Annotated in this window: 17 protein-coding genes; 16 read left to right on the top strand and 1 reads right to left on the bottom strand. The window is 50.0% G+C overall.

The genetic code is table 11. The features are described from left to right. Nucleotides 1-88: 88 nt before the first annotated feature. The 13 genes from EYB31_RS33995 (at nt 89) to EYB31_RS34055 (ending at nt 19,407) form a co-directional block, all read left to right on the top strand. Nucleotides 89-1,366 (top strand): ABC transporter substrate-binding protein, encoded by a 1,278-nt coding sequence (locus EYB31_RS33995; protein ID WP_165452761.1) that lies wholly within the window; start codon nt 89-91, stop codon nt 1,364-1,366. Nucleotides 1,367-1,436: 70 nt separating this feature from the next. Next, the gene (locus EYB31_RS34000; protein WP_131018037.1) at nt 1,437-2,306 is read left to right on the top strand and encodes a carbohydrate ABC transporter permease; all 870 of its coding nucleotides are present in this window, start codon (nt 1,437-1,439) and stop codon (nt 2,304-2,306) included. Nucleotides 2,307-2,334: 28 nt separating this feature from the next. Next, entirely contained in the window at nt 2,335-3,171 is an 837-nt protein-coding gene (locus EYB31_RS34005; RefSeq protein WP_240763151.1) for a carbohydrate ABC transporter permease, read from the top strand. An 18-nt stretch (nt 3,172-3,189) separates the two neighbouring features. Beyond that, entirely contained in the window at nt 3,190-4,833 is a 1,644-nt protein-coding gene (locus EYB31_RS34010) for a glycoside hydrolase family 140 protein (protein ID WP_131018039.1), read from the top strand. Next, nucleotides 4,830-6,113: a glycoside hydrolase family 140 protein gene (locus tag EYB31_RS34015; protein ID WP_131018040.1), complete on the top strand. Its 1,284-nt coding sequence runs from the start codon at nt 4,830-4,832 to the stop codon at nt 6,111-6,113. Before EYB31_RS34010 ends, EYB31_RS34015 begins: the two co-directional genes overlap by 4 nt. 307 nt (nt 6,114-6,420) lie before the next feature. After that, entirely contained in the window at nt 6,421-7,275 is an 855-nt protein-coding gene (locus tag EYB31_RS34020; RefSeq protein ID WP_131018060.1) for an SDR family oxidoreductase, read from the top strand. A 125-nt stretch (nt 7,276-7,400) separates the two neighbouring features. After that, a complete protein-coding gene (locus tag EYB31_RS34025) occupies nt 7,401-8,942 on the top strand; it encodes a response regulator transcription factor (protein WP_165452762.1) in 1,542 nt (513 codons plus the stop codon). Between the two features lie 136 nt (nt 8,943-9,078). Next, on the top strand, nt 9,079-10,743 hold the full coding sequence (locus EYB31_RS34030) for a cache domain-containing sensor histidine kinase (RefSeq protein WP_420819495.1): 1,665 nt from the start codon (nt 9,079-9,081) through the stop codon (nt 10,741-10,743). A 191-nt stretch (nt 10,744-10,934) separates the two neighbouring features. Further along, the gene (locus tag EYB31_RS34035) at nt 10,935-12,242 is read left to right on the top strand and encodes an ABC transporter substrate-binding protein (protein ID WP_131018043.1); all 1,308 of its coding nucleotides are present in this window, start codon (nt 10,935-10,937) and stop codon (nt 12,240-12,242) included. A gap of 109 nt (nt 12,243-12,351) precedes the next feature. Next, nucleotides 12,352-13,218, top strand: coding sequence for a carbohydrate ABC transporter permease (locus EYB31_RS34040; RefSeq protein WP_131018044.1), 867 nt, complete (start codon nt 12,352-12,354; stop codon nt 13,216-13,218). Continuing rightward, complete coding sequence (locus tag EYB31_RS34045) at nt 13,218-14,042, top strand: carbohydrate ABC transporter permease (protein WP_131018045.1); 825 nt, start codon at nt 13,218-13,220, stop codon at nt 14,040-14,042. The genes EYB31_RS34040 and EYB31_RS34045 overlap by 1 nt, the downstream gene beginning before the upstream one ends. A 39-nt stretch (nt 14,043-14,081) precedes the next feature. Then, nucleotides 14,082-17,132 (top strand): beta-galactosidase, LacZ type, encoded by a 3,051-nt coding sequence (gene lacZ / locus EYB31_RS34050; RefSeq protein WP_131018046.1) that lies wholly within the window; start codon nt 14,082-14,084, stop codon nt 17,130-17,132. An 82-nt stretch (nt 17,133-17,214) separates the two neighbouring features. Next, nucleotides 17,215-19,407 (top strand): alpha-galactosidase, encoded by a 2,193-nt coding sequence (locus EYB31_RS34055; protein ID WP_131018047.1) that lies wholly within the window; start codon nt 17,215-17,217, stop codon nt 19,405-19,407. 383 nt (nt 19,408-19,790) lie between these two features. On the opposite strand, the gene EYB31_RS34060 is transcribed toward EYB31_RS34055, so the two are convergent. Next, complete coding sequence (locus EYB31_RS34060) at nt 19,791-20,669, bottom strand: AraC family transcriptional regulator (RefSeq protein WP_165452763.1); 879 nt, start codon at nt 20,667-20,669, stop codon at nt 19,791-19,793. A gap of 126 nt (nt 20,670-20,795) precedes the next feature. Between EYB31_RS34060 and yicI the strand changes: the two genes are divergently transcribed. From yicI to EYB31_RS34075, 3 genes are all read left to right on the top strand, one after another. Then, nucleotides 20,796-23,129 carry an alpha-xylosidase gene (gene yicI / locus EYB31_RS34065; RefSeq protein ID WP_131018049.1) on the top strand — a complete coding sequence of 778 codons (2,334 nt, stop codon included), beginning with the start codon at nt 20,796-20,798 and terminating at the stop codon, nt 23,127-23,129. Nucleotides 23,130-23,547: 418 nt separating this feature from the next. After that, nucleotides 23,548-24,522 (top strand): ABC transporter permease, encoded by a 975-nt coding sequence (locus EYB31_RS34070; RefSeq protein ID WP_240763152.1) that lies wholly within the window; start codon nt 23,548-23,550, stop codon nt 24,520-24,522. A 37-nt stretch (nt 24,523-24,559) separates the two neighbouring features. Next, nucleotides 24,560-25,408 (top strand): carbohydrate ABC transporter permease, encoded by an 849-nt coding sequence (locus tag EYB31_RS34075; protein WP_240763153.1) that lies wholly within the window; start codon nt 24,560-24,562, stop codon nt 25,406-25,408.

Raw genomic sequence — 25,408 nt, forward strand, 5'->3', positions numbered from 1 at the left:
GCACGAAATTGGATAATAAATTCGAAGAACATAATCCAAGGGGTGAATTATTTTGAAAAAATGGAACGTTTCTTTAATGTCCATGCTCATGTTAACAAGTATTGTTTCCGGATGCAGCGGCGGTTCGCCGAATGCCGGGGCGAATGATGCCGGCAAACCGCAGGAGAGTGCGCCCAAACCGTCAGGCGCCAGCAAGGTGACCATTGACTTTTGGGTGGCGACAGGAAATCAGGAGACGGCGGTCAAGAACGCGGCCGAAGACTTTAAAAAACTGAATCCGAATATCGAAGTGAAAATCACAAGCCATGCAACGGATCCGCATAAGGAGGCGCTTAAGGTTGCCGCCGCTTCCGGAACGCTTCCGGACGGTTGGTTTAACTGGGGCGGCTCTCTGGGTTCGTATTTCCCTGAGAACGGTTTCAGCCTGGATTTGACGGAATACGCCAAGCAAAACAACTGGAGCCAGAAATATGTGAAATCGGCCATGGATTTGGCTACGTTTAAAAACCAATTATCGGGTGTCCCTTTTCACATTTACGGAATGGGCGTATTTTACCGCAAAGACGTATTCGAAAAACTCGGCCTGAAGCCGCCGGCGACGTTCCAGGAATTTGAGGATCTTATGGCCAAATTAAAGGCGGGAGGAATTACGCCCATTTCCTCAGGAGGCAAGGGCGGATGGATGCCGATGCGGTTTATGGAAGGGGTCATTGAGCATTTTGCGGGCCCTGACTTGCACGATAAGCTTGGCAAAATGGAAGCGTCATGGAATGATCCGGCGGTCGTCAAAGCGTATCAAAAATGGAAAGAATGGTCGGACAAAGGGTATTTCCCAAAAGGTTTCTTAACACTGGAACCGTCGGAGGCCAAAATCGCGCTGTACAAAGGAACGGCGGCCATGATGCTGGAGGGACCGTGGTTTGACGGCAACGTAATCGCCGACCAGCAGAACCCGGAATCGTTCGGATATTTTAGTTTGCCGACGGATCAAAACCCGAACCGAGTTTCCAGTTTTGTCGAGATGTTTCAAATCAACAAAAAATCGCCGAAGGAAAAGCAGGAGGCAGCGATCAAATTCGCGGAATATATCACCTCCATAGACAATGTGAAGAAGAACGGGGAAGTGCTTGGAGCCCCTATGGCGACCATCGACGCTCCGTTATCCGATAAGCTGATCCATGTGCCGCAAATCGTCGAAGGCCTTAAAAAAGGCGTCTATCTTGTAACAGACCAGGCGCTGCCGCAGGAAATTGTGCAGAAATTTTTCCAGGCTCAGGACTCTATCGTAACCGGTGAGATGACGCCGGAGGCGGCCGCCAAATTTATGCAGGATGAAGTGGTTAAATACCAAGCCAAAGCGAAGTAAAACCGGCGGTTGACGGACGGAGCGGCATGTTTAGAATAGCCGCTCCGTCCCGCGGGAAAGGAGGCACCGTTTGAAGTCAAAGCATGCGCAGCCTGTATTGTTTTTATTGCCCGCTTTGCTCATTTATTTGACCGTTATCGTATCCACGTCGATCTATTCTTTGTATTTAAGCGTATTTCGCTGGAACGGGGTCAATTCGCAGAAAGCATTTGTCGGCATTCAGAATTATGCAGATCTCTTTACGAAAGACGCCATTTTTATATCGGCCTTAAAAAATAATTTTTTGTGGGTGGCCGGCTCCTTGTTATTTACGATGACTTTCAGCTTATTAATTGCCGTCGTGTTGAACCGCCAATTTCGCGGCAGAGTGTTTTTTCGCAGCGTATTTTATTTTCCGTACATTTTATCCGGCATCGTCGTTTCGTTAATGTGGTCTTGGCTGTACCATCCGACAATGGGATTTTTTAACGATCTGCTGACCCGTCTCGGGTTTGAAACGTTGGATTGGCTGGCCGATCCCAAGCTGGCATTAGGCTCCGTATTTGTCGCTTCCCTCTGGCATTCCCTGGGAGCGCCGATGGTGCTGTTTATGGCGGGGCTGCAAAGCATCCCGCAGGATCCTTATGAATGCGCCAAAGTGGAAGGAGCTAACGCGCTCCAATCGTTTTTTTACATTACGATCCCGCTGCTGAAGGAAACGTTCGTGATTGTGTTTGCGACAACGTTGATCGGTGCGATGAAGGTGTTTGATACGATCTATGCGATGACAGGAGGAGGGCCTGCGCAGAAAACGCAAGTTCTGGCTTCATGGATGTATTTTCAAACGTTCCAGTTCAATAACCTGGGGATGGGGACGGCGATCTCGTGGGTGCTTGTCATCATCGTTATGCTCATTACGATCCCGTATGTGCTTCACATGTCGAAAAACTCGCACGTATAAGAAAGAAGGTTGGAAAGGATTCATGCCTATGATTCTCGCTAAACGAAAGCTGTCCAGGCTGCTGCTTTACGCTCTATTGATTGCCTTGGGCTGCGTATGGATTCTCCCTGTTGTGTTCATGCTGTTTACGGCCATGAAAAGTCCTGCGGATTTGTTCGGCAGCAGCTCTTTATTTTCCATCCCGAAAAAAATCGAATGGGCTAATTTCGTCAATGCTTGGAGCCAGGGCAAAATGAGCCTATATATGGGAAACAGTTTGATTATATCGGCAGTCAAGGTGCCGCTCGGGATATTTATTGCTTCTCTGGCCGCGTTTGCGTTAACGAAGATGAATTTTAAGTGGAGCAATTCGGCGTTTATTTTCTTTTTGCTTGGGATGATGATTCCGGTACAAGTGACTTTGGTGCCGCTCAACATCATGCTGACGAAATCGGGTCTGATCAATACCCGGACCGGACTGATTATCGTCTACATCGGATTTGGCTTATCATTTGCAATCCTGATCTTGCGTGGTTTCTTCAGAACGATACCCAAAGAACTGGACGATGCGGCCAAAATAGACGGATGCAGCAACTGGGGGTTGTTTTGGCGAATTATTATGCCGATCGCCATGCCGGCGGTGGCCACATTGGTCATTCTCGATTTTTTATCGACGTGGAACGAATTTTTGCTGGCGCAAATCTTTATCACCTCGGATCAGCTTCGGACTGTGCCGACCGGCCTGATGAGCTTTAAAGGCCAGTTCAGCACGAATTACGGACTGATGAACGCGGGAGTGCTGATTTCCGTTATTCCTATTTTTGCGGTTTATCTGCTGTTTCAGAAATATTTTGTTCAGGGTTTAGCCGGATCGGTTAAAGGGTAATAAGGAGGAGTAGCGAAGATGCACGCAGCCAAATGGAAGATGGTCGAGTTCACACTTACGACGAAGGATAATTTCGATAACCCGTTCTGGGATGTGCAGCTGCAAGCGCAATTTGTACATCAAAGCTCGGGTACGGCGCAGACGGTTCACGGGTATTACGACGGTTTAAGCGAAGACGGAGCACATGTATGGAAGGTGCGGTGGACGCCTGTGCAGGAAGGAGAGTGGTCCTGCGCAACAAGCGTATATCCGTCCGTGCCTGATTTAACGCGGTCGTACGAGATTCAGGTTGGAGCGGCGCCGGAACAAAGCAGAGGTTATCTGCGTGCCAACCCTGATCTGAATTATGGATTTCAATTCGATAACGGGGAACCGTTCTTCTTGTTCGGGGATACGCAATATAACTTGTTTGCCGCCCATTATTGTGGGGTGGACGTTGAAAGCATCCTGCATCAGCGCAGAAAGCAAGGAATCAATTATATCCGGGCCCGTCTGCAGGTGAGTCCTTATCATCCGGATACTCCGAATCAGTGGCAAACGAAGGATTGTTGGCCATGGGGCGGGAGCGCGCAAATGCCGAACTTTATGAAGGTGAACCTGGCTTATTTTCGCGCTGTGGATGAAGTAGTCGCTCAATGTGAAGAGCTGGGCATCGGTCTGGAGATGATTTTGCAGGCGTGGCTATTCGAATTTCCGTTTAACGACCGCGGTAAATTTGTGGCGGAATACGAGCTGTTTTGGAACAGGTACGTGATCGCGCGTTATGCGGCCAGCACCGCCGTATATATTTGGTGTCCGGCTAATGAATACGAATTTTATCCTACGGGCACCCCGGGAAAATACCATAAGGAATCCAATCGCTGGATGAAACGGCTTTCCGACCAAATCAGGCAGGATGATGCTTTCGCTCATCCGATCGGCGCGCACAACTGGGAGAAAACGATCCCCATGCCGCAAAGGCTGGGAGATTGCGGCAATATCGAGGTTTATTTGGTGCAAACAAGTTGGGGAGTTGAAACGAAGGGATTTACCCGCGACGCCTCGTTATGCAAGGGTTTGGAGAAAGATATGAGAGTCCATTCCGGAAACAAAAACGTTGTTTCCGTATGCGCCGAGTTCGGTTACGAAAGGGCGAGCGGGCTTCTGACGGCACGCAGCCATCAATCGATGGATCATCATCATACCCGAAGGGGGCAATGGAGAGCAGGCTTTAGCGGTTATACGGTAGTTCACGGGTTCGACAATACGTGGGGCGCTCATATGACGCTGGACTCGGAACCCCAGGGAACCGCTTATTTGTCAAGTTATTACCGGTTCATGACGGAAACTTTGAGCTTCCAAAACATGAAGCCGGCGCCGGAGTTGGTCGAATTGGCGATTGGGTCCGAAGAGGAAGGGACGCTGCCGATCTGCTTATCGGACAGGCAAGATCAGGTCATCAGCGTCTATTTCCCAACGCCTGGTGAATGCACGCTTAAGCTGAATCCCGGACAACAATACAGTTATCGCTGGTTTAACCCGCGTACAGGAATTTTTGCTGATGGGGGTATCGTCTCGTCTGAACGATTTGTCACGCCCGAGCAGGAGGAGAATGTTCCCGGCGGAGCCGATTCGGTATTATATATTACAGCTGCAGAGAAGATGGAGGAGCGGGAGCTATGAGCAGAGTCACTGTAAACGCAAGCAGAGACGGATTCGTGCGGAACAACAAGCCGTTTTTTTATTTTGCCGATACGGTATGGAGCGTGTTCTCCAATGCCAGTCTGGAAGAATGGGAGGAATACTTGACGTACCGCAGTCTGCAAAATTTCAACGTGGTGCAGATTAGCGTGCTGCCCGTACTGCATGACGCCAGCGATACATATACGGGCTCGTACCCGTTTGAGCTGCGTCAAGACGGAAGTTGGGATTTCTACAATGTGAATCCCAGCTTCTTCGATAAAGCGGAAAAGATGGTGCAGATGGCATACGAAAAAGGATTTGTCCCGGCGCTTGTCGTGCTCTGGAACAATTTCGTGCCGGGCACTTGGGCTAATGTCAGGGTTCCGGAATATACCATGCCTTTGGATGCGGTGAAACCATACACCGAATATGTCGCCAAGCGTTTCGGTAAATATGATCCGATTTATTTCATAAGCGGAGATACTCGATTTGAAAATGACGAAATAATCGAATACTTTCAGGTTTGCTTACATGCGCTGAAAGCGGCGGCGCCGGAAGCTCTCACTGCGCTGCATGTTACGAGCCACTTCCATAACCTACCGGAATCATTTGTTCATTCTGATGAGCTGGACTTGTATATTTATCAATCGGGCCATCATTTAGAGACGCAATACGACACTTACCGCACGGCCGAGCAATTTTTGCGCAAACCGGTCCGCCGCCCGATTATTAATACCGAGCCGCCCTATGAGGGGCATGGTCACGGCAACCTGTACGGCCGGTTCAATGCGTTTGATATCCGCAAAGCATTCTGGCAGAGTGTGCTTGCGGGTGCCAAGGCCGGTTTCACTTACGGCGCTCATGGCGTATGGTCGTGGCATAAGCTGGGAGCGGAATTTACGAGCGAGAACTGGTCGAAGGTTCCATTTGTATGGCGCAACGCGCTAAAGCTTCCCGGAGCCTGGGATGCGTCGTATTCAAGATGGCTGTTTGAAAAGTATGAGCTGTATGACATCGAGCCGGCGAACGAACTTCTTGTAACGGGTTATGAGGATATCCGCATGGCGACTTCTTCCGCAAGCAACAGGTTTGTCATTTACGCTTCTTACAGCAACGACATCAAGGTGAAATGGGATGGGGCCGATTATGAGGTTACGATGATCGACCTGGCGAGCCGCAATGTGCTCAAGCCGCAAATCCGCTGCTCGGACGAATTTTTGGTTATCCCTATGAATGAATGCAACTCCGATTCGCTGATTATTGCAGAACGAAGAAGCTGATGGCGGAAGCCGTATAAGCGCTATGAAATCAATCCTCCTGCATGTGACAGGAACTAGGAACTGAAGTGAATCTAGTTCTGTATAGCGTAAAACAATAGATGGCGCTTGCTGCACTTATTGGGCAAGCGTTTTCTATTGCTCAACAGGTCAAAGATTGCAACGGAGCGACAGTCGGCTCCATTATGGGGTAACGGTCAATGAGAAATCTTTGATCGACGGTATAAACCGGACAACTTCTTCCACCCGTTTGTATCCATCGGGCAGAAATGATAAATTATAACCAATATGGGATGGGAAGGTGGTAGAGATGGAACCCAAACTTTTGATTATCGGGGTTACCGGCAATGTCGGTAAGGAGGTTGCCTCGCTGCTTAGCAAGAGAGCGGTTCCTTTCAAAGCGGCTGTTCGCAAGTTGTCATCGGCTGCTCCCCAACCCTACCGCACTGACGTCTATCTGGACATTACGAAACCCGAGTCGTTTGCATTGGCGCTGCAGGGCGTGGAGCGCATCTTTCTTATTCGACCCCCGGCAATTTCTGATCCACGGTATTTTGAACCTTTTTTGCAAGAAGCTTCGCTCGCCAAGGTGAAGCATATCGTGTTTCTTAGTTTGTTGGGAGCTCAAACTTTATTTTTCGTTCCTCACCGCAAAATAGAGAAGAGAATTTTAAAAACAAATATGAAATATACTTTTCTTCGTCCAAGCTTCTTTATGCAGAATCTAAACACCACACATCTCGAAGAAATTCGCGATGACCATCGAATTTTTGTTCCCGCGGGTCAAGGGCGCACCAGCTTTATCGATGTCCGTGATATCGCCGAAGTGGCCGTGCGGGTTTTAACCGAGGAGGGTCACGAGAATCGGGCTTATGACCTGACGGGAAGCGAAGCATTGACGTACGGGGAGGTTGCTGCGAGAATGACTGAGGCATGGGGAATCCCGATAACATATGCCAACCCGTCTATTGCCGATTTCAAGGCTTATTGGAAGAAGAAAGGGTTCCCTGCCGATATGATCAATGTGATGACCGGTATATACTTTACTGCAAAAATCGGCGCAGCTAAGAAGGTGACCCGCGACCTTGAACGGCTCATCGGCCGGCCTCCGATTACAATCGGTCAATATGTAAAGGATTATCGGAGCATTTTTGGCTGGATGTGATGAAATGCATCATTTTGTACGATAGACTGTCGGATCTCTCGACAGTCTTCTGTTTGTTGAAATACATATCTATATAAATGGATGTCATTGCGAGAATAATTATATTTGGATTGAAGGAGCGGAACATGGAGGTTAAGGGCAGAATCCTCGTGGTTGACGATGAAATGCTGGTGCGTCAAGGAATTATCCATCTCTTGAACTGGGAAAGCGAAGGATTTCAAATCGTCGGCGAAGCCGCCAACGGCAAGGAGGCGCTGGAGCTGGTTCATTTGCACCGGCCGCATATTATTTTGACCGACATTGTGATGCCGGTGATGGACGGCACAGAGCTGGCGAAAGTCGTAAAAGGGATGTATCCGGACATTGAAATCGTAGTGCTGAGCAGCTTCGGCGAATATGAATATGTACGCTCGACGTTTCAGAGCGGCGTTGCCGATTACATGCTGAAGCCGAAGCTTGATGCCGCTTCTTTGTTGGAAGTGCTGCACAAAACGGCTCAGCGTATCCCCGAGCTGCGGGGTATGGAGCTGACCGTCGGCGGTAAGCATTCTCTGGATTATATTCTGGATAAACTGATATCCGGCTATTCCATCCCGTACGACCGTCAGGAGCTGAAAAGCGTTTTTCCTTACACTGACTTTGCGTTATTAATCGCGGATGCACAGCAGGGTTCTGCAACATTGCAGCGCAGCGAAGAATGGACCGAGGCCGTCATCGGAGCTTGTGTGCAGCAGATGCAAAGTCCAATGACTGTGCGGCTGCTGTCTCATCAAGACGGGCAAATCCGCTTTTTGCTGAACCTGAATGCGGAGACCAAAGCGAACGCCGCCCGTTTGGTTAGGGAGCTTGCGGAAACCGGGGCCAGCTCGGGCATAGGCTTGTTTTTCGCGCTTAGCCGATTTTTCACAGACATTGAAGCCATTCACGAGGTTTATTCCAATGAAATTATGCAAATCGTTAACCAGCGCTTCTTTTTGTCGAACCGGCAGTATTTGATTTTGGATGAGCTGAAGGAGCCAGGGGAGAACGCCAGTTTTGATATGGAAGCCTTTAACGCCGGGCTGAATCGCCAAGAGTATCCTCCGGCGTTTGAGCGGCTGCGCAGTTATGTGCATTCGCTGCCCGGGAGGATGGACATGGACATGTTCGCGTTGAAATCGTCTTTAGGCCACAGTCTTTTCAACATTATCGTTTCTCTGCAGCATTTTCATTATGATGCGGCTTCCTTGGATGAAGGCAAGTATGAATATTTTCGTTCGATTCATGAGGCGGATCATATTACGGATGTAATTGCGCTGGTAGAACAATTTTTGAACGAGGCGATGGAATGCGTCAGCGGCAAAAAAGCCGGCTCGCCAGCCTTTCAAAAAATTTTACAGTATATCGACGGGCATCTTTCGGAACCGCTGACATTAACGGAAGTGGCGAAGCTGTTTCATTTTAACGCCTCGTATTTGTCCAATTATTTTGCCGTTCATAATAAAGAAGGCTTTAATGAATACTTAAACCGTATTCGCATCGACAAGGCATGCGAACTGCTGCGGGATAACCCGGCGCTTTCGATCGCCGAAATAAGCGGCCTGGTCGGCTACTCCGACCACAGCTATTTTACTAAAGTGTTTCGCAAGCTGAAGGGGATTTCGCCTAGCCTATATCGTAAAAATTAATGGAGGGGACAAGCGGCTGCCCATGGGAACCCGTCTACGGAAAATCGCAGAACAAAGCTTATTCAGCAAAATCTTTTTCGTCATGGTCATCAGTATTATCTCCATCACGATCTTAACCTCATGGGTGACTGTACACATGTCTAAAAAGCTGTTTGTGCAAACGTTCAGTATCACAAATTCGAAGATTATCGACCAGATCAAAAGCGGTTTGGAATCGTTCCATTACTCCAATGTAAACATAGCCATCAATACAGCGCAAAGCGCTGCAATCAAAAATTATTTGACCGCGCCGGATGTGGACTCTTTGACGGATAACAGGACCGTTTACAGCATGCAGGAGCAGATGAACCGGATCCAATCGCGCATCGGCACCAAAAGTATCGGAATCCTGCTGCTAGGCGTAAACGGCAAAAGTTATATCAGCGACCGTGCCTATTGGTCCGGTTCCCCGCAAAAGCTGCAGCAAAATCCGATTACACAAAGGACGCTCAGTCAACCTGGAAAGCTGCTATACAGCTTTATGAATGCAGAGGCGGCGGGTTCCGGCGAGTCTTGTCTGGTAGCTTCGAAAGCGCTGTACATACCGGGAAACGAGCAAATTTACGGCACGCTGTACATGATGATCAGGGAAAGCGAATTTAACGGCACTTACAACAGTTTTACGAGCAGCGGCAACGATGTGATGATCCTTAATCAATCCGGAGTCATCGTCTCCAGTAATCGGACGGAGCTTGTCGGGACGGCGTCGGACCAGCTGTTAGACAATGCCAAGACGCTGCAGCAAACGGGCGGGGCCAATCTGGAGCTGAAAATGAGCGGCAAAGACGTCATCGTGCTTGCCGATTATTTGCCGTTGTTTGATTTTTACATCGTGAATGTGATCGATAAAAATCTGGCGCTTGGCCATATGCTCAACACGCAGGCAATTGTGCTTATTTGTACGAGTATCGTGGCGGCTGCAGTGCTGATCGTTTATTTTATTACGCGTAAGCTGACCCAATCGCTGCGAACGCTGGTCAAGAAGATGTCGAACGTAACCAAAAACAATTTTAACAACTATATGACGGTCTCGGGGACCTACGAAACGAGGGAGCTAAGCAATTCCTTCAACTATATGCTCGACGAGCTTAACGACTATATCAGCAGGTTGGTTGAAACCCAGAAGGAGCGGCGAAAGGCGGAGCTGGCCGCGCTGCAGCAGCAAATCAATCCTCATTTTCTGTACAATACGCTGGCTTCCGTGAACATATTAGTTCAGCGGGGCAGCAATGAGCAGGCTACAGAGACGATTCATGCGCTCATCTCGCTGCTGCAAAATACGATCAGCAATGTCAAAGAAACGATTACTGTCGAGCAGGAGCTGCAGAGCCTGAAGCATTATGTGTTTATTAACCAGGTGCGCTATGGCCGCGGCATTAAGGTTGATTATTTCGTCTCACCGGATTGCCTGGTGGCGCAGGTGCCCAAGCTCATGCTCCAGCCTTTTATCGAAAATGCCTTTTTTCATGCTTTTCATAAAAAACATGAAGGTTATATTTACGTCATCATCACCAGAGACCGGGAAACGCTTGTCTGTGAAGTCGTCGACAATGGCGATGGAATGGAACACGCGCCTTCGGAGGAGACAACCACGAATCCGGCCCAGGCGAAGCAGCCGTTCACAGGCATCGGCATCCGCAACGTTCACGACCGCTTATTGCTGCTGTACGGTAAAGAGTATGGCGTTTCGATAGAGAGCGGATTAGGTAAGGGCACCAAAATTACCGTTAAGATTCCGTGGATGACCGATCAGCCGGTATAAGCACCTGCAATTCTAAAAATAGTACAAATGCTAAAAAAAGTACAAGTTCTAAAAAAAATGAGAATAAGAACGGTTGCAACTTCAAAGAATAACACTAATTGATGAAAAGTAATTCATAACAGGCCGTTTTTGAACGATGTTATGATTACTTTGTAATCATTTTCATAATTCCAACAAACAGGGGGAGCAACATGAAAAAGAAACTTTCAGCAGTTCTGCTGTCGAGTTTTTTACTGCTATCGGCATGCTCGAGCAACTCCGGCAACACATCGAATTCAGCGAAACCTGCGGATCAAGCGCCGGCCAGCGCCAAGGAAATTACAGTTTGGGCATGGGACAAAAACTTCAATATCGCAGCGATGAAGCTAGCGGAAGAGGCGTACGTAAAGGATCATCCTGATGTGAAAATCAACATCGTGGAATACGCCCAGGACGACATCATCCAGAAGCTAAACACCGGACTTAATTCCGGCACGACCTCGGGTTTGCCTAACGTCGTATTGATCGAAGATTACCGCGCGCAAAGCTTTTTGAAAGCGTATCCCGATTCTTTTCAAGATCTGTCGTCTTCCATTAAAGCGTCTGATTTTGCCGATTACAAAATCGGATCAACCAGTCTAAACGGTAAACAGTACGGTCTTCCATTCGATTCCGGCGTAACGGGATTGTATGTCCGCACCGACTACTTGCAGCAAGCCGGCTATAAAGCCGACGATCTGAAGAACCTCGATTGGGACAAATTTATTGAGATCGGTAAAGTGGTAAAAGCAAAAACCGGCAAAGATATGCTGACACAGGATCCGAACGACCTGGGTTTAATTCGCATGATGATTCAGTCGGCAGGCTCCTGGTATTTGAAAAGCGACGGCGCTACGCCGGATTTGAAAGACAATGCAGCGCTGAAGGACGCTTTCCAAACTTACAAATCGTTAATGTCCGCCAATATCGTGAAGATTACTTCCGACTGGAACTCTTTCCTGGCCGGCTTTAACAGCGGCGCTGTCGCAACCGTGCCGACAGGCAACTGGATCACGCCTTCAGTTAAAGCGCAAGCTGATCAATCCGGCAAATGGGCCGTCGTTCCGTTCCCTAAACTGAAAAACACAGCCGGCTCGGTCAACGCTTCGAACCTTGGCGGAAGCTCCTGGTATGTGCTGAATAGCCCCGGTAAAGAGCTTGCCGCGGATTTCCTCGGAAAAACGCTTGGCTCTAATGTAGATTTGTATCAAAAAATGCTGACCAATGTCGGAGTGATCGGCACCTATAAGCCTGCAGCTTCGGGCGACGCGTATACGAAAGCGGACGATTTCTTCGGTGGCCAAAAGATCAGCTCTGATTTTGCAACCTGGACCACGCAAATTCCAAAGGTCAACTATGGCATGCACACGTATGAGATCGAAGATATTCTCAAAGTCGGAGCGCAGAGCTATTTGAAGGGTACGGATTTGGATAAAGTGTTGGGTGACGCGCAGTCTCAAGCGGAGTCGCAAATTAAGTAACCCGTTACATTTCCGATCGACGCTGACCTCCGTTTTGCCGAATTGCGCATGGCGGAGGTCGGCGTTTCCATTTTTCTACAAGGAAGGTTTGGTAGCCTTGAACTACACAATGAAAAACAGAGCAAAGTTGACGGGATGGCTGTTTATTGCGCTTGCCGTAATCTTGATCTGTATCTTTTATTTTTATCCGATGATTCAAGCCTTGCTGCTCTCCTTTAAGACCGGAGCCGGAGCAAACCTGCACTACAATGGAGTCGACAATTACAAACGGCTGTTTAGCGATAAGACGTTTTTTACCGCGGTTAAAAATACGTTTATCTACTTGATCATTCAAGTGCCTATCATGATTCTGCTGGCGATGATCATCTCTGTGCTGCTTAACGACAGCAATCTGCGGTTCAAAGGGTTTTTCCGCACGGCGATTTTTTTGCCCTGCATCACCTCGCTTGTCGCTTATTCAGTTGTGTTTAAATATTTGTTTGGCAATGACGGTCTGATCAATCTGGCGCTGCTGAAGCTGCATATTCTCGCGCAACCGATTCAATGGATTTCCGATCCGTTCTGGGCAAAGGTAACCATCATTATTGCGATTACTTGGCGCTGGACCGGTTATAATATGATTTTTTATTTGTCGTCGCTGCAAAACATCGACAGCTCGATCTATGAAGCTGCTCGCCTCGACGGCGCTTCCGCGGTCCGGCAATTTTTCAGCATTACGGTGCCATTATTGAAGCCGATCATTTTGTTTACTTCGATTACTTCGACAATCGGAACGCTGCAGCTGTTTGACGAAATCGTTAATATTACAAAAGGCGGACCAGGCAATGCAACCCTTTCGATTTCACAATACATCTATAATCTTTCGTTCAAATACTCTCCCGACTTTGGTTATGCCGCTACCGTCTCCTATTCGATTGTGGTCATGATCATCGTGCTGTCCGTCCTTCAAATTAAACTGGCAGGTGAGAATAAATAATGGGCAAGTTAAAAAAGATTTCCATCTATGTGTTTTTGACCTTTGTGGCGATCATTTCCATATTCCCGTTTATTTGGATGATCATCAGCTCGACGAATCTTTCCGTGGACGTCACCCAGGGGAGAATGCTGCCAGGCAGCCATTTTGTGCAAAACTTCAACAAGCTGGTGGACTCGGTCAACCTGTTCCAAGCTTTCGGCAATTCACTCAAAATCGCTTTATCGACAACAGTGCTGGCGCTGCTGATAGCTTCGCTGGCCGGTTACGGATTCGAAGTTTTCCGCAGCAAAGCGAAAGATATGGTGTTCAACATTTTGCTGCTGTCGATGATGATTCCATTTGCGGCGCTGATGGTGCCGCTTTATCAAATGTTTTCCAAGCTGTCGCGAACGGCTCCCGTGTTTGGCGTCAATACGATCGTGGCGGTCGTGCTCCCAACCTTTACGACTGCGTTTCTCATTTTCTTTTTCCGCCAAAGCACGAAAATGTTCCCGAAGGAGCTGCTGGAGGCCGGACGCATGGACGGCTTAACCGAGCTTGGCTTGTTTTTCCGCATCTACGTGCCAACGATGAAAACAACTTTCGCCGCCGGGGCGATTATTACATTTATGTCCAGCTGGAACAACTACTTGTGGCCGCTGATTGTACTGCAGACACCGGATAAAAGAACAATTCCGCTATTAGTTTCGAACTTGGGTTCCAGTTATTCGCCGGATTTCGGTGTGATTATGACAGCTATCGTTATTTCCACGCTGCCGACTGCACTGGTTTTCTTCCTCATGCAAAAACAATTTGTCGCGGGTATGGTCGGATCTGTAAAATAGAGTAAGATGCAAAATATGGATGTTGAGGAGACGAATCAAATGGGTCATACGAAACCAAATCTGGATTGGCTTCAAGATGTCAGCGTTTTTAGAGTGAACAGGCTGGATGCTCACTCAGACCACCGTTATTATAGCTCGTTGGCGTCGGCCACGGCCGGATTGCCGATGGACATGCGCCACAGCTTGAACGGCAGCTGGCAGTTCAGCTATGCGGTTAATCCGGCAAGCCGGATTGCCGCGTTTTACGAGATGGATTACAATTGTGCCGCTTGGGAGCATATTCAAGTTCCGGGCCATATTCAGCTTCAAGGCTGGGGCCAGGCACAGTATGTAAACACGATGTATCCATGGGACGGGCTGGCCGATCTTCGTCCTCCGCACATTTCCCAGGAGCATAATCCGGTGGGCAGTTATGTGAAGCATTTTGATCTGCCAGCCCATATGCAGGGCAAGCCTGTTTATATTTCTTTTCAAGGCGTCGAATCGGCTTTTTACGTTTGGCTGAACGGTGAATTTGTAGGCTACAGCGAGGACAGCTTCACGCCTTCCGAATTCGATTTGACACCGTATATCCGCGACGGAGTGAACAAGCTGGCTGTCGAGGTTTATCAGCGCAGCACCGGGAGCTGGCTGGAGGATCAAGATTTTTGGCGCTTCTCCGGCATTTTCCGCGATGTGTATTTATTTACGGTTCCGAAGCACCATGTTTGGGATTTACACGTCAAAGCCGAACTGGATGACCGCTATGAAAACGGCACCTTGAAGGTGGATTTGGCGCTGTGGGCCAATCCGTCCGCTCCCGTTCATGCGCTGCTGGAATTAAAAGACGCCGCGGGCAGGACGTGCCTTACGGGAAAGAGCGAATTCCAAAACGGCAGGCTGGAAGTGATGGCTGAAGCAGGCCGTGTGCAGCTGTGGAGCGCCGAAAGCCCGTATTTGTATTCGTTATGTATTTCGATTGTGGATGAGCATGGGGAACTGGTCGAAGCGATCGTGCAAAAGGTCGGCTTCCGCCGTTTTGAGATGAAGGACAAGCTGATGTGCTTAAACGGCAAACGGATCTTGTTTAAGGGCGTTAACCGCCACGAGTTCAACTGCCGCAGCGGGAGAGCGATCACAAAGCAGGACATGCTGTGGGATATTCAGACGCTGAAGCGCAGTAACATCAACGCCGTCCGCACCTCGCATTATCCGAACCAAACGTTGTGGTACGAGTTGTGCGACAAATATGGGGTCTACGTCATCGATGAGATGAATTTGGAAACGCACGGATCCTGGCAAAAAATGGGCGCCGTCGAGCCTTCCTGGAATATCCCGGGCAACGACCCGCAGTGGCAGGACATCGTGCTTGACCGTGCGCGTTCGATGTTGGAGCGGGATAAGAACCATCCTTCGATCTTGATCTGGTCGTGCGGCAACGAGTCTTATGCGGGACAGGTCATTTTGAACGTGTCCAACTATTTCCGCGAAACCGACCCGAGCCGGCTTGTCCATTACGAAGGCGTATTCCATAACCGCAAATATGATGCGACCAGCGACATGGAGAGCAGAATGTATGCAAAGCCCGCGGATATAGAAGCTTATCTCCAAAGCCAGCCGGCAAAACCGTATATCAGTTGTGAATACATGCATGCCATGGGCAACTCAGTCGGCGGCCTGCATAAATATACGGAACTGGAAAACAAGTACCCGATGTATCAAGGCGGCTTTATTTGGGACTATATCGACCAAGCGTTGGTGAAAAAAGACCGTTTCGGCCGCGAATATTTAGCTTACGGCGGCGATTTCCAGGATCGCCCGTCCGATTATAGCTTCTGCGGCAATGGCCTTGTCTATGCGGATCGGCAAGTCACGCCGAAAATGCAGGAAGTTAAATTCCTCTATCAGAATTATAAGCTGGAGCCGGCCCGTACGCATATCAACATCGTCAATGAAAGCCTGTTTACAGGATCGGGCCATCTTGTACTGGAGTACAGCCTGTATCGTGATGGCAAGCAGATCGGGTTATGGCAAACAAATGTCGACGTAGAAGCGCAAAACCGTATTAGCGTCCCGATCGAACTGCCTCCTATGGAAGAGGTGCCCGGTGAGTATTGTCTGCAAGCTTCGCTGAAGCTTAAAGAGGCGCTTCCGTGGGCCGAGGCTGGATTTGAGATCGCTTTTGGCCAAAAAATTGTGGCAATCCAGGCTTTAGCCGGCCGCACTTTGCCATCCGGAGCTCTTAAAGTGGTCGAAGGCGATGTGAATATCGGCGTTATGGGCAAGGACTTTTCCATTCTATTTTCCAAGCAGGTCGGATCGCTGGTATCCATCCAATACAGCGGTCGCGAAATGATCGCCGTACCACCGGCACCGTTATTTTGGAGAGCCACCACCGATAATGATAAAGGGACGTCGTTTGGTTTCACCGCAGGCGCTTGGTACGCTGCGAGTTTAGCGAGAAAATGTGCCAAAGTCGAACTACAGCAAACGCCGGAAACGGCAACCGTCTCCTTTGAGTACACGTTCAGCATCCATTCCGAGCTACGTGTTAGAACGGCTTACACGGTGTATGCGGATGGATCCGTTCGTGTACATACCACCTACAAAGGAGCCGAGGGGCTTCCGAATCTGCCTATCGTTGCTTTATCTTTCAAGATGGCGTCTGAATATAACCAATCCGAATGGTATGCGATGGGGCCTGAAGAAAACTATATCGACCGCGCTTACGGGGCGCGCTTAGGTATTTTCAGCAGCCCGGTTGAGCAATTGCCGTCGCGTTATCTCGTTCCGCAGGAATCGGGCAACCGCACCGGCGTCCGAAGCGTGAAAATAACCGATGCGAATGGACTAGGGCTGATGATCAAAGCAGATCCGCTTGCTCCGGTGGAGTGCAATGTATCTCCTTATTCCGCTTTTGAGCTGGAGCAGGCTAATCATCATTGGGAGCTGCCGGAGGTGCGTTATACGGTTATAACCGTGGCGGGCAGACAAATGGGAGTAGGCGGAGACGACAGCTGGGGCGCGCCTGTGCATGATGAATATTTGATCCCGTCACATCAGGATTTGGAATTTGAATTTTACATTTCCGAAATTGCTGTGAAGGAATGACAGGTGTCGGAACTATTCGCTTCAGTAAATAAGGCGCATTTCCCAATCGGAGTCCGGCGTCAATTATGGGGGGAGAAGCACTATGAATATCTATTACAACGAAAATAAGCAGCTATTCCACCTGCAGTCTAAGGATATGAGTTACATCATTCAACTGGTGAACGGATATCCGTCCCATGCATATTGGGGAAAGAGACTGGACCAGGATGGGAACTTAGACGATATGGTGATGCTGCAGGAGCGCTGCTCGTTCAGCCCTAATCCGGTGCCGGACGACAGGAGGATCTCGCTTGATACATTGCCGCAGGAATATCCGCAGTATGGAACTAGCGATTTCCGCCATCCGGCTTATCAGGTACAACTGCAGGATGGGAGCCGGATTACGGAGCTGTTATATAGAACGCACCGAATCGTCAGGGGCAAGCCTGCTCTGGATGGGCTGCCGGCTGTGTATGCCGAGTCGGAACAGGAAGCGATGACACTGGAGCTGGAGCTAACCGACGCATATTCCGGCTTGCTGGTCATGATCAGCTACACGGTTTTTGAAGCGTTCAGTGCCATTACACGATCCGTACGTTTTGTCAATAAAGGGCAGCAAGCGCTGAATCTGCGCAGCGCCTTGAGTGCAAGCGTCGACTTTGCCGATGCCGAGTACGACAGTTTGGTTTTAACAGGCGCTTGGGTGAGGGAAAGGCACGTGCAAAGAAGCCCTCTCACTAGGGGGGGCACTACAAAAATCGAGAGCCGCCGCGGCTCCAGCAGCCATCAGGCCAATCCGTTCATCGCTTTGCTCCGGCCGGACGCAGGCGAAGAGCAGGGGGATGTGTTTGGTTTCAGTCTCGTATATAGCGGGAATTTCGCTGCACAAGCCGAAGTGGATCAGTTCGCTACCGTGCGGGTGTCGATCGGCATCAATCCGTTTGATTTCGCTTGGCTGCTGGGGCCGGGAGAGTCATTCCAAACGCCGGAAGCGGTGCTTGTTTATTCGTCCGAAGGTTTGGGAGGCATGTCGAGAACGTACCATAAGCTGTACCGTACAAGGCTGTGCCGCGGGGGTCATCGCGATAAGGAACGGCCGATTCTGGTGAATAACTGGGAAGCGACATATTTTGATTTCAACGCTGACAAAATTGAAGCGATCGCAGGCGAAGCCGCTGAGCTTGGGATTGAGCTGTTTGTGCTTGATGACGGCTGGTTCGGCAAACGCGATAACGATACGACTTCTCTTGGAGATTGGACGGTCGACCGCAACAAGCTGCCGAACGGCCTGGAAGATTTGGCTGCGCGTGTAAATAAGCTGGGGCTTCAGTTCGGTTTATGGTTTGAGCCGGAGATGATATCACCTGAGAGCGAACTGTACCGCCTTCACCCGGATTGGTGTCTGCACGTGCCGGAACGGCGCAGAACGGAAGGACGGTGCCAGCTCATTCTCGACTATTCCAGACAAGATGTCAGGGAGTATATTTTTGACGCGCTTAGCGACATCTTTCGAACCGTCCCCGTCACCTATGTCAAATGGGATATGAACCGTAATATGACAGAGATTGGTTCCGCGGCGCTGCCGGCGGAACGCCAATCCGAAGTAGCGCACCGGTATATGTTGGGACTGTACGAACTGTTGGAGAAGCTGGGCGGATCATTTCCGCATATCCTTTTCGAGAGCTGCTCCGGCGGCGGCGGCCGGTTCGATCCAGGCATGCTCTACTATATGCCGCAGACGTGGACAAGCGACGATACGGACGCAGTCGAAAGGCTCAAAATCCAATACGGAACCAGTATCGTCTACCCGGTCAGCGCGATGGGGTCGCATGTTTCCGCCGTACCGAATCATCAGGTGGGCCGCGTCACGCCGCTGACGACCAGGGGCGACGTGGCGATGTCCGGCAACTTCGGATACGAGCTGGACCTGACAAAGCTATCTGAGGAAGAGAAAGCGGTCATGAAACAGCAAGTGAGCGATTATAAAGAGCTTCGCGGACTTATTCAGAGCGGCGATTTGTACCGGTTAAAAAGTCCGTTTATCGGAAATGAAACGGCTTGGATGTTTGTTTCGGACGATAAGAAGCAAGCGGTTGTGTTCTATTTCCGGGTGATGGCGGAGCCTAACGCTCCGCTGCGGAGGTTGCAGCTCCGCGGTCTGAATGAGGGCTTCGATTATCGCGTCAGCCAGCTTGGCACCAGCTACCGCGGAGACAGGCTTATGCACCTCGGGTTGAATCTGCCGCAGATCGACGGCGATTATGCTAGTAGCTGGTTTAAACTGGACGCTGAGTGACGGTATATCTACGTCCGAATACACAGCCGATCAATGATTTTTGCTGGTGGTGTAAGCAGTAAAAAGAGGGAATTGCTCAGGGTGAGCAATTCCCTCTTTTCAGTGCGCCCAGCCAAGTTAGGCAAAACCAGCCGATGGGAGAAGAACTGTTCCGTTACATTGACCCGATGAAGCGGACAAATCGCAGAGACAAAAGAATGGTAGAGCTGAACATCGTGGGTGCGGATAATCAACAACTGCCGAGCAATTGAACTGCCCCCTTAAAGATATATTTGGAAATAAATGGGTTTTATCTCATCGGGATTTCTGAATGCGCCAGCCGAACATATCGCGTGTTTCAAAATATTCAGCATGAACAGTTTTGACAGCATCTTTACAATGGCCTACCTTGCATGCTTCCGATATTGGGCCGGCGTACAGCCGTAACGATCCCGGAACTTTTTGATAAAATAGCTGAGATGCTCGAAACCGGCCTCTGCGGCGATCTCCACAATGGAAGCGGTGGTGTGCTGCAGAAGAGAAGCGGCTCTCTGAATACGGTAATGGTTGAGGTATTCCACGGGGGTCTGGCGCATCTGTACCTTGAATGCTCGACAGAAATGACCTTCGCTCATATTGGCGATTGCGGCGAGCTCATATACTTTTATTTTTTTCATATAATGGTTCTCAATATGGACGAGAACAGGTTTGAAGCGTTCCATGCTCCGCGAGTGCGAGCTTCCGTCCGAGACACATTTGGTAAAATGTCCATCCGAAATAAATTCGGCCAGGATCAAATAGAGTTCGGCCTTCACTCTCCAAGCTCTGGCGGCGTCCTGTGTATGTCGACCGAGCCGATACAAGCGGCGGAGCCGAGCTAAGATGCGCCTTCCGAATCGATTATGGGACGAGAGAGGCATTTGGAGAATAAGCTCCTGCTTATGCAAGGGAGTCAGGATTCGTTGCGTTATCTCGTCATTTGCGCTCGCCAGCCACGCCAGATCGAAGACGGCGGCTTGGTAGGTGCAGGTCGAGTCGTTCAAGGAAAAGCCGCCGTGAAGTTCGCCTGGAGGAATGTACACACAGTCCCCTTCCGCCAGATCGTACAAAGAGCCGTCCACCATGAACGTCGCACTCCCTTCTTCCACCCAGAGGAATTCTGCTTCATCATGCCAGTGCACGTCCAGCACCGTAGGGCTCGTTATCCCTTCCATTCGGTAGAAGCCGACTGGAAGCTCGGCGGTGCCGTGGACATGTTTCTCTCTCAAGCTGAATTTGTTCATAGGCACACCTCTATATATCAGAATTGTGCTAAAAAAAAGCGATATCATGCAAGAATTGAATTCGATCATGCTGATATTATGATAATGTTGATACACATTTGTTGCAATACGAGGGAGGAAATGACTTTGAAATTTACAGACGGTTATTGGATGACCCGCCCAGGTTATACGCTAATGAGCCCTTATGAGGTTCATGGTGTCGATGTGCACCCGGATAAAGTGGTGGTGTACGCCGCACTGAAGCATATTGATCACCGCGGACAGACTTTGAACGATCCCTTGCTTACGTTAGAGTTTTCTTCGCCGCTGCCCGATGTGATCAGGGCTGTTTATTATCATCACAAAGGATCGCTTCGCAAGGGACCTTCTTCCTTTCCGCTCAGGGTGAGCGGCAGTGCTGCAATCTCCATCGAGGATTCTGAGGAGAAAGTCATCCTGACGAGCGGAGAGACCTCCGTGACGATTACGAAGCAGCAAGGCTTGTCGATTCTATACGCCTATAAAGGAAGAAAGCTGACCGGCAGCGGTCATCGGGCGACCTCTTATGTGAAGGGCGCCAATGGCGTGCATCATTTCCGCGAGCAGCTCGATCTCGGGATCGGCGAGACGGTATACGGACTCGGCGAGCGGTTTACCCCGTTCGTAAAGAACGGCCAGGTCGTCGATATCTGGAATCAGGACGGCGGCACCGCCTCGGAGCAAGCCTATAAAAATATCCCGTTTTATGTGACAAACCGGGGCTACGGGGTCTTCGTCAACCATCCGGAGCTCGTGTCGTTCGAGATCGCCTCGGAGAAAGTGTCGAAGGTTCAGTTCAGCGTCGAAGGAGAGAGACTGGACTATTTTGTAATCGGCGGGGAATCTCTTAAAGAGGTGCTTGGGAATTACACCTCGCTCACCGGCAAGCCGTCGCTTCCCCCGCAATGGTCGTTTGGATTATGGCTGACCACTTCGTTTACGACCAATTACGATGAAGCGACCGTCTCCGGCTTTGTGGACGGTATGGCAGAACGTAACCTACCGCTCTCGGTGTTCCACTTCGATTGCTTCTGGATGAAAGCGTACCATTGGTGTGACTTCATATGGGATGAGAAAGTGTTCCCGGACCCGGCCGGCATGCTGGCCCGTCTCAAGGCGAAAGGGCTGCGCATCTGCGTCTGGATCAACCCGTATATCGCGCAGCGATCCGACCTGTTCGATGAAGGGGTAGCGAACGGATATTTTTTGAAGCGGCCGGATGGAAGTGTTTGGCAGTGGGACCTGTGGCAATACGGCATGGGCATCCTCGACTTTACGAACCCCGAAGCGACCAAGTGGTTCGGAGACAAGCTGCGCGCGCTGCTCGATATGGGCGTCGATTGCTTCAAGACCGATTTCGGCGAACGGATCCCGACGGATGTAGTTTACCATGACGGTTCCGATCCGTATCAGATGCACAACTACTATACTCAGCTTTATAACAAGGCAGTCTTCGATGTGTTGGTGGAAAAACGCGGCGTAAGCGAAGCTGTGCTGTTCGCGCGCTCAGCTACGGCCGGCGGTCAACAGTTTCCGGTGCACTGGGGCGGCGATTGTGAAGCGACGTACGAGTCGATGGCGGAGAGCCTGCGCGGCGGGTTGTCGCTCGGCCTGTCCGGCTTCAGCTTCTGGAGCCACGACATCGGCGGTTTCGAGAACACGTCTCCGGCCGATTTGTACAAGCGCTGGGTCGCTTTCGGCCTGCTGTCCAGCCATAGCCGTCTGCACGGCAGCTCTTCGTATCGGGTGCCGTGGATGTATGATGAAGAGGCAGTTGACGTGGTTCGCTTCTTTACGAATCTCAAATGCCGTTTGATGCCGTATTTATACGGTCAATCATCGGCCTCAGCCGAGCAGGGCATTCCGATGATGCGGGCCATGGTGCTCGAATTCGGCAGCGACCCGGCCTGTGATTATCTCGACCGCCAGTACATGCTAGGTGAATCGCTGCTCGTAGCGCCCGTGTTGAACGATGCCGGTGAATCGCATTTTTACCTGCCGGAGGGTACGTGGACGAACTTCCTATCGGGGGAGAAAGTCAGAGGCGGCCGTTGGTGCAAAGAAAGGCACGATTACTTCAGCTTGCCGCTTTATGTTCGCCCAGGCAGCCTGATCGCTGTCGGATCGCATAAGGATCGCCCCGACTACGACTATACATCGGGTGTAACGTTCCATCTGTTTGAATTGGCAAGCGGGTCCGTTACAGCGAAAGTACCCGGGGCGGACGGTCGGACGGTATTCTCGCTGACCGTATCGAGGGAAGCAGAAGGCTACTCGGTTTCAGCCGAGGGCCTTGTCGGTGAATGGTTGTTGCTTCTGCGCGGCGTGACTACGGTTGGTGTGGTTAATGGCGGATGGGTAGAGGTTGCGGCAGAGGGCGTTCTGGTGAAGCCCGACAGAAGCAAAAGTTGGTTGTTTGTAGGCCTGCCTATAGAGCAATGATCCTGATCTTGAAGCCTAACGATATGTAGCTACACACGTATTATTGCGGCGGTTTATGGCAAGAAGTGTTCGAGGAAAAGCAGTTGTTTAATGAAGGTCGCCTCAGGGGCATAAATGCTCGGGGGCGGCCTTATTGTTGCCTATGTAAGGTTAGCTTAAGCTCTGCGGCACTGCCGGAAGCGGACTTCGCCTCTGAAAACATACTTGAGCTAGGATCCTGCCCTGTTCCAGCAAGCGAGGCTTTCCGCAAGCAATAATTTGCAAGCCGTTTCAAGTCTTACGCAAAATTTTTTTAATGCATTCAAGAAAAGGCAGGGCTATATTTAGCTTATTGCAGCCGGCCGGGCAAACGGTTACATGTTTTATTAGCGTATTTCAAACCCAGCAAGATATCAGCCGAGGAAGGAGCAACAATGAAGTGAAACGCACATTATCCAGTCGCCAAGAACCTGCCAACGAATGGGCCGACATCAGTTCGAGATCCCGGATCCGCCGTTTCAAACAAAATGTGAGCCGGGACTTCTTTCTATATCTTCTCATCCTGCCCGGTATCCTCTATTTTCTCATCTTTAAGTACGTTCCGATGTGGGGGGTACTGATTGCTTTTCAAGATTATTCGGCATATCTCGGATTTTTCCAAAGCAAATGGGTCGGCTTCGAGCATTTCGAGCGACTTTTCGCGAATCCAGATTTCTATCTGCTTCTGCGAAATACGATGATGATCAACGTGCTCAATCTGCTCTTCTTTTTCCCGCTTCCGATCGTCCTGTCGCTTCTGATGAACGAAATCCGGCTGGAATGGTTTAAGAAAACGATTCAGTCGATCGTTTATTTGCCTCACTTTTTGTCATGGGTCATTATTGTTGGGATTAGCTTTCTGATGCTGTCCAAAACTGAAGGCGTCGTCAACCATTTGATCGAGTACGCCGGTTTGCAGAGGATCGATTTTTTGACAGATGCAAGGTACTTCTGGATTTTGCTAACCTTGCAATCGATTTGGAAGGAAGTGGGCTGGGGGACAGTCATCTTTCTCGCCGCCATTGCCGGAGTAGATGTGCAGCTCTACGAGGCGGCCCGCATGGATGGAGCCGGACGCCTGCGCCAAATGTGGCATATTACGCTGCCGGCCATCCGTAACGTAATCATGATTTTACTTATACTGCGAATCGGTCACATTATGGATGTCGGCTTCGAGCAGGTGTATTTGATGATGAACGGAGCGGTGGCCGAGGTAGCGGAAGTGTTTGATACGTACGTGTACCGCACGGGCATTTTACAAGGGCAATTCAGCTTTAGCACGGCAGTCGGCTTGTTTAAATCGGTGATTGGTCTCGTTCTGGTCGTCGTCTCCAATCAACTGGCTAAAAAATTCGGAGAGGAGGGTGTTTATTAAGATGCCTCGTGTTCTTGGAGATTCCACAACGAACCGAATGTTTCAGACAGCAAACGTCTTCGTGCTGATCCTGGTCGGATTCATATGCATCTTTCCGTTTTATTACGTGTTTGTCGTTTCGTTTGCAACACCGGAGCAGTTTCGGCAAGGGGGGCTCCTGCTTTTTCCAAAGCAGTGGACTCTGGCCTCTTACGAATATATATTGGCGACAAAAGCATTTCTACGCGCTGCGGGAATCAGCGGATTTCTAGCCGTGGTCGGTACGGCAGCCAGCCTTCTGGTCACATCAACGTTATCCTACGGCTTATCCCGCAAACGACTGCAGGGCCGCAAAGTGATGCTCGTGCTGATCTTGCTTTCCACCTTGTTTAACCCCGGCATCATTCCCGGATATTTGGTTGTCAAGGAGCTTGGCATGATCAACAACATCGGCTCCCTGATCATTCCGGTTTTGACGAACGGCTGGTACGTGCTGCTGATGAAGGGTTTTTTTGACTCGATTTCCCCGAGTTTGGATGAGGCCGCGCGGATTGACGGGTGTAACGAAATCAGCGTCTGGTTTCGTATTATCTTGCCGCTGTCGCTGCCTTCGCTCGCTGCATTTGGTCTTTTTTATGCCGTCGGCTATTGGAATACGTTTTTTAACGCCGTGCTGTTCATAAACGATCACAACAAGTGGCCGCTGCAAATATTGCTGCAAAATATATTGATTGACTCGTCAACTGCGATGGGGGGCAACGTCATGGAGCAAAGCATGCAAAACCTGCCGACCGAAACGAAAAAAATGGCGGCGGTTGTGATTTCCACGATTCCTATATTACTGGTGTATCCATTCCTTCAAAAGCATTTTGCCAAAGGAGCCATGATCGGTTCCGTGAAGGAATGA

Origin of the sequence: Paenibacillus thalictri (assembly GCF_004307995.1) — a bacterium.
GTDB lineage: Bacteria > Bacillota > Bacilli > Paenibacillales > NBRC-103111 > Paenibacillus_AF > Paenibacillus_AF thalictri.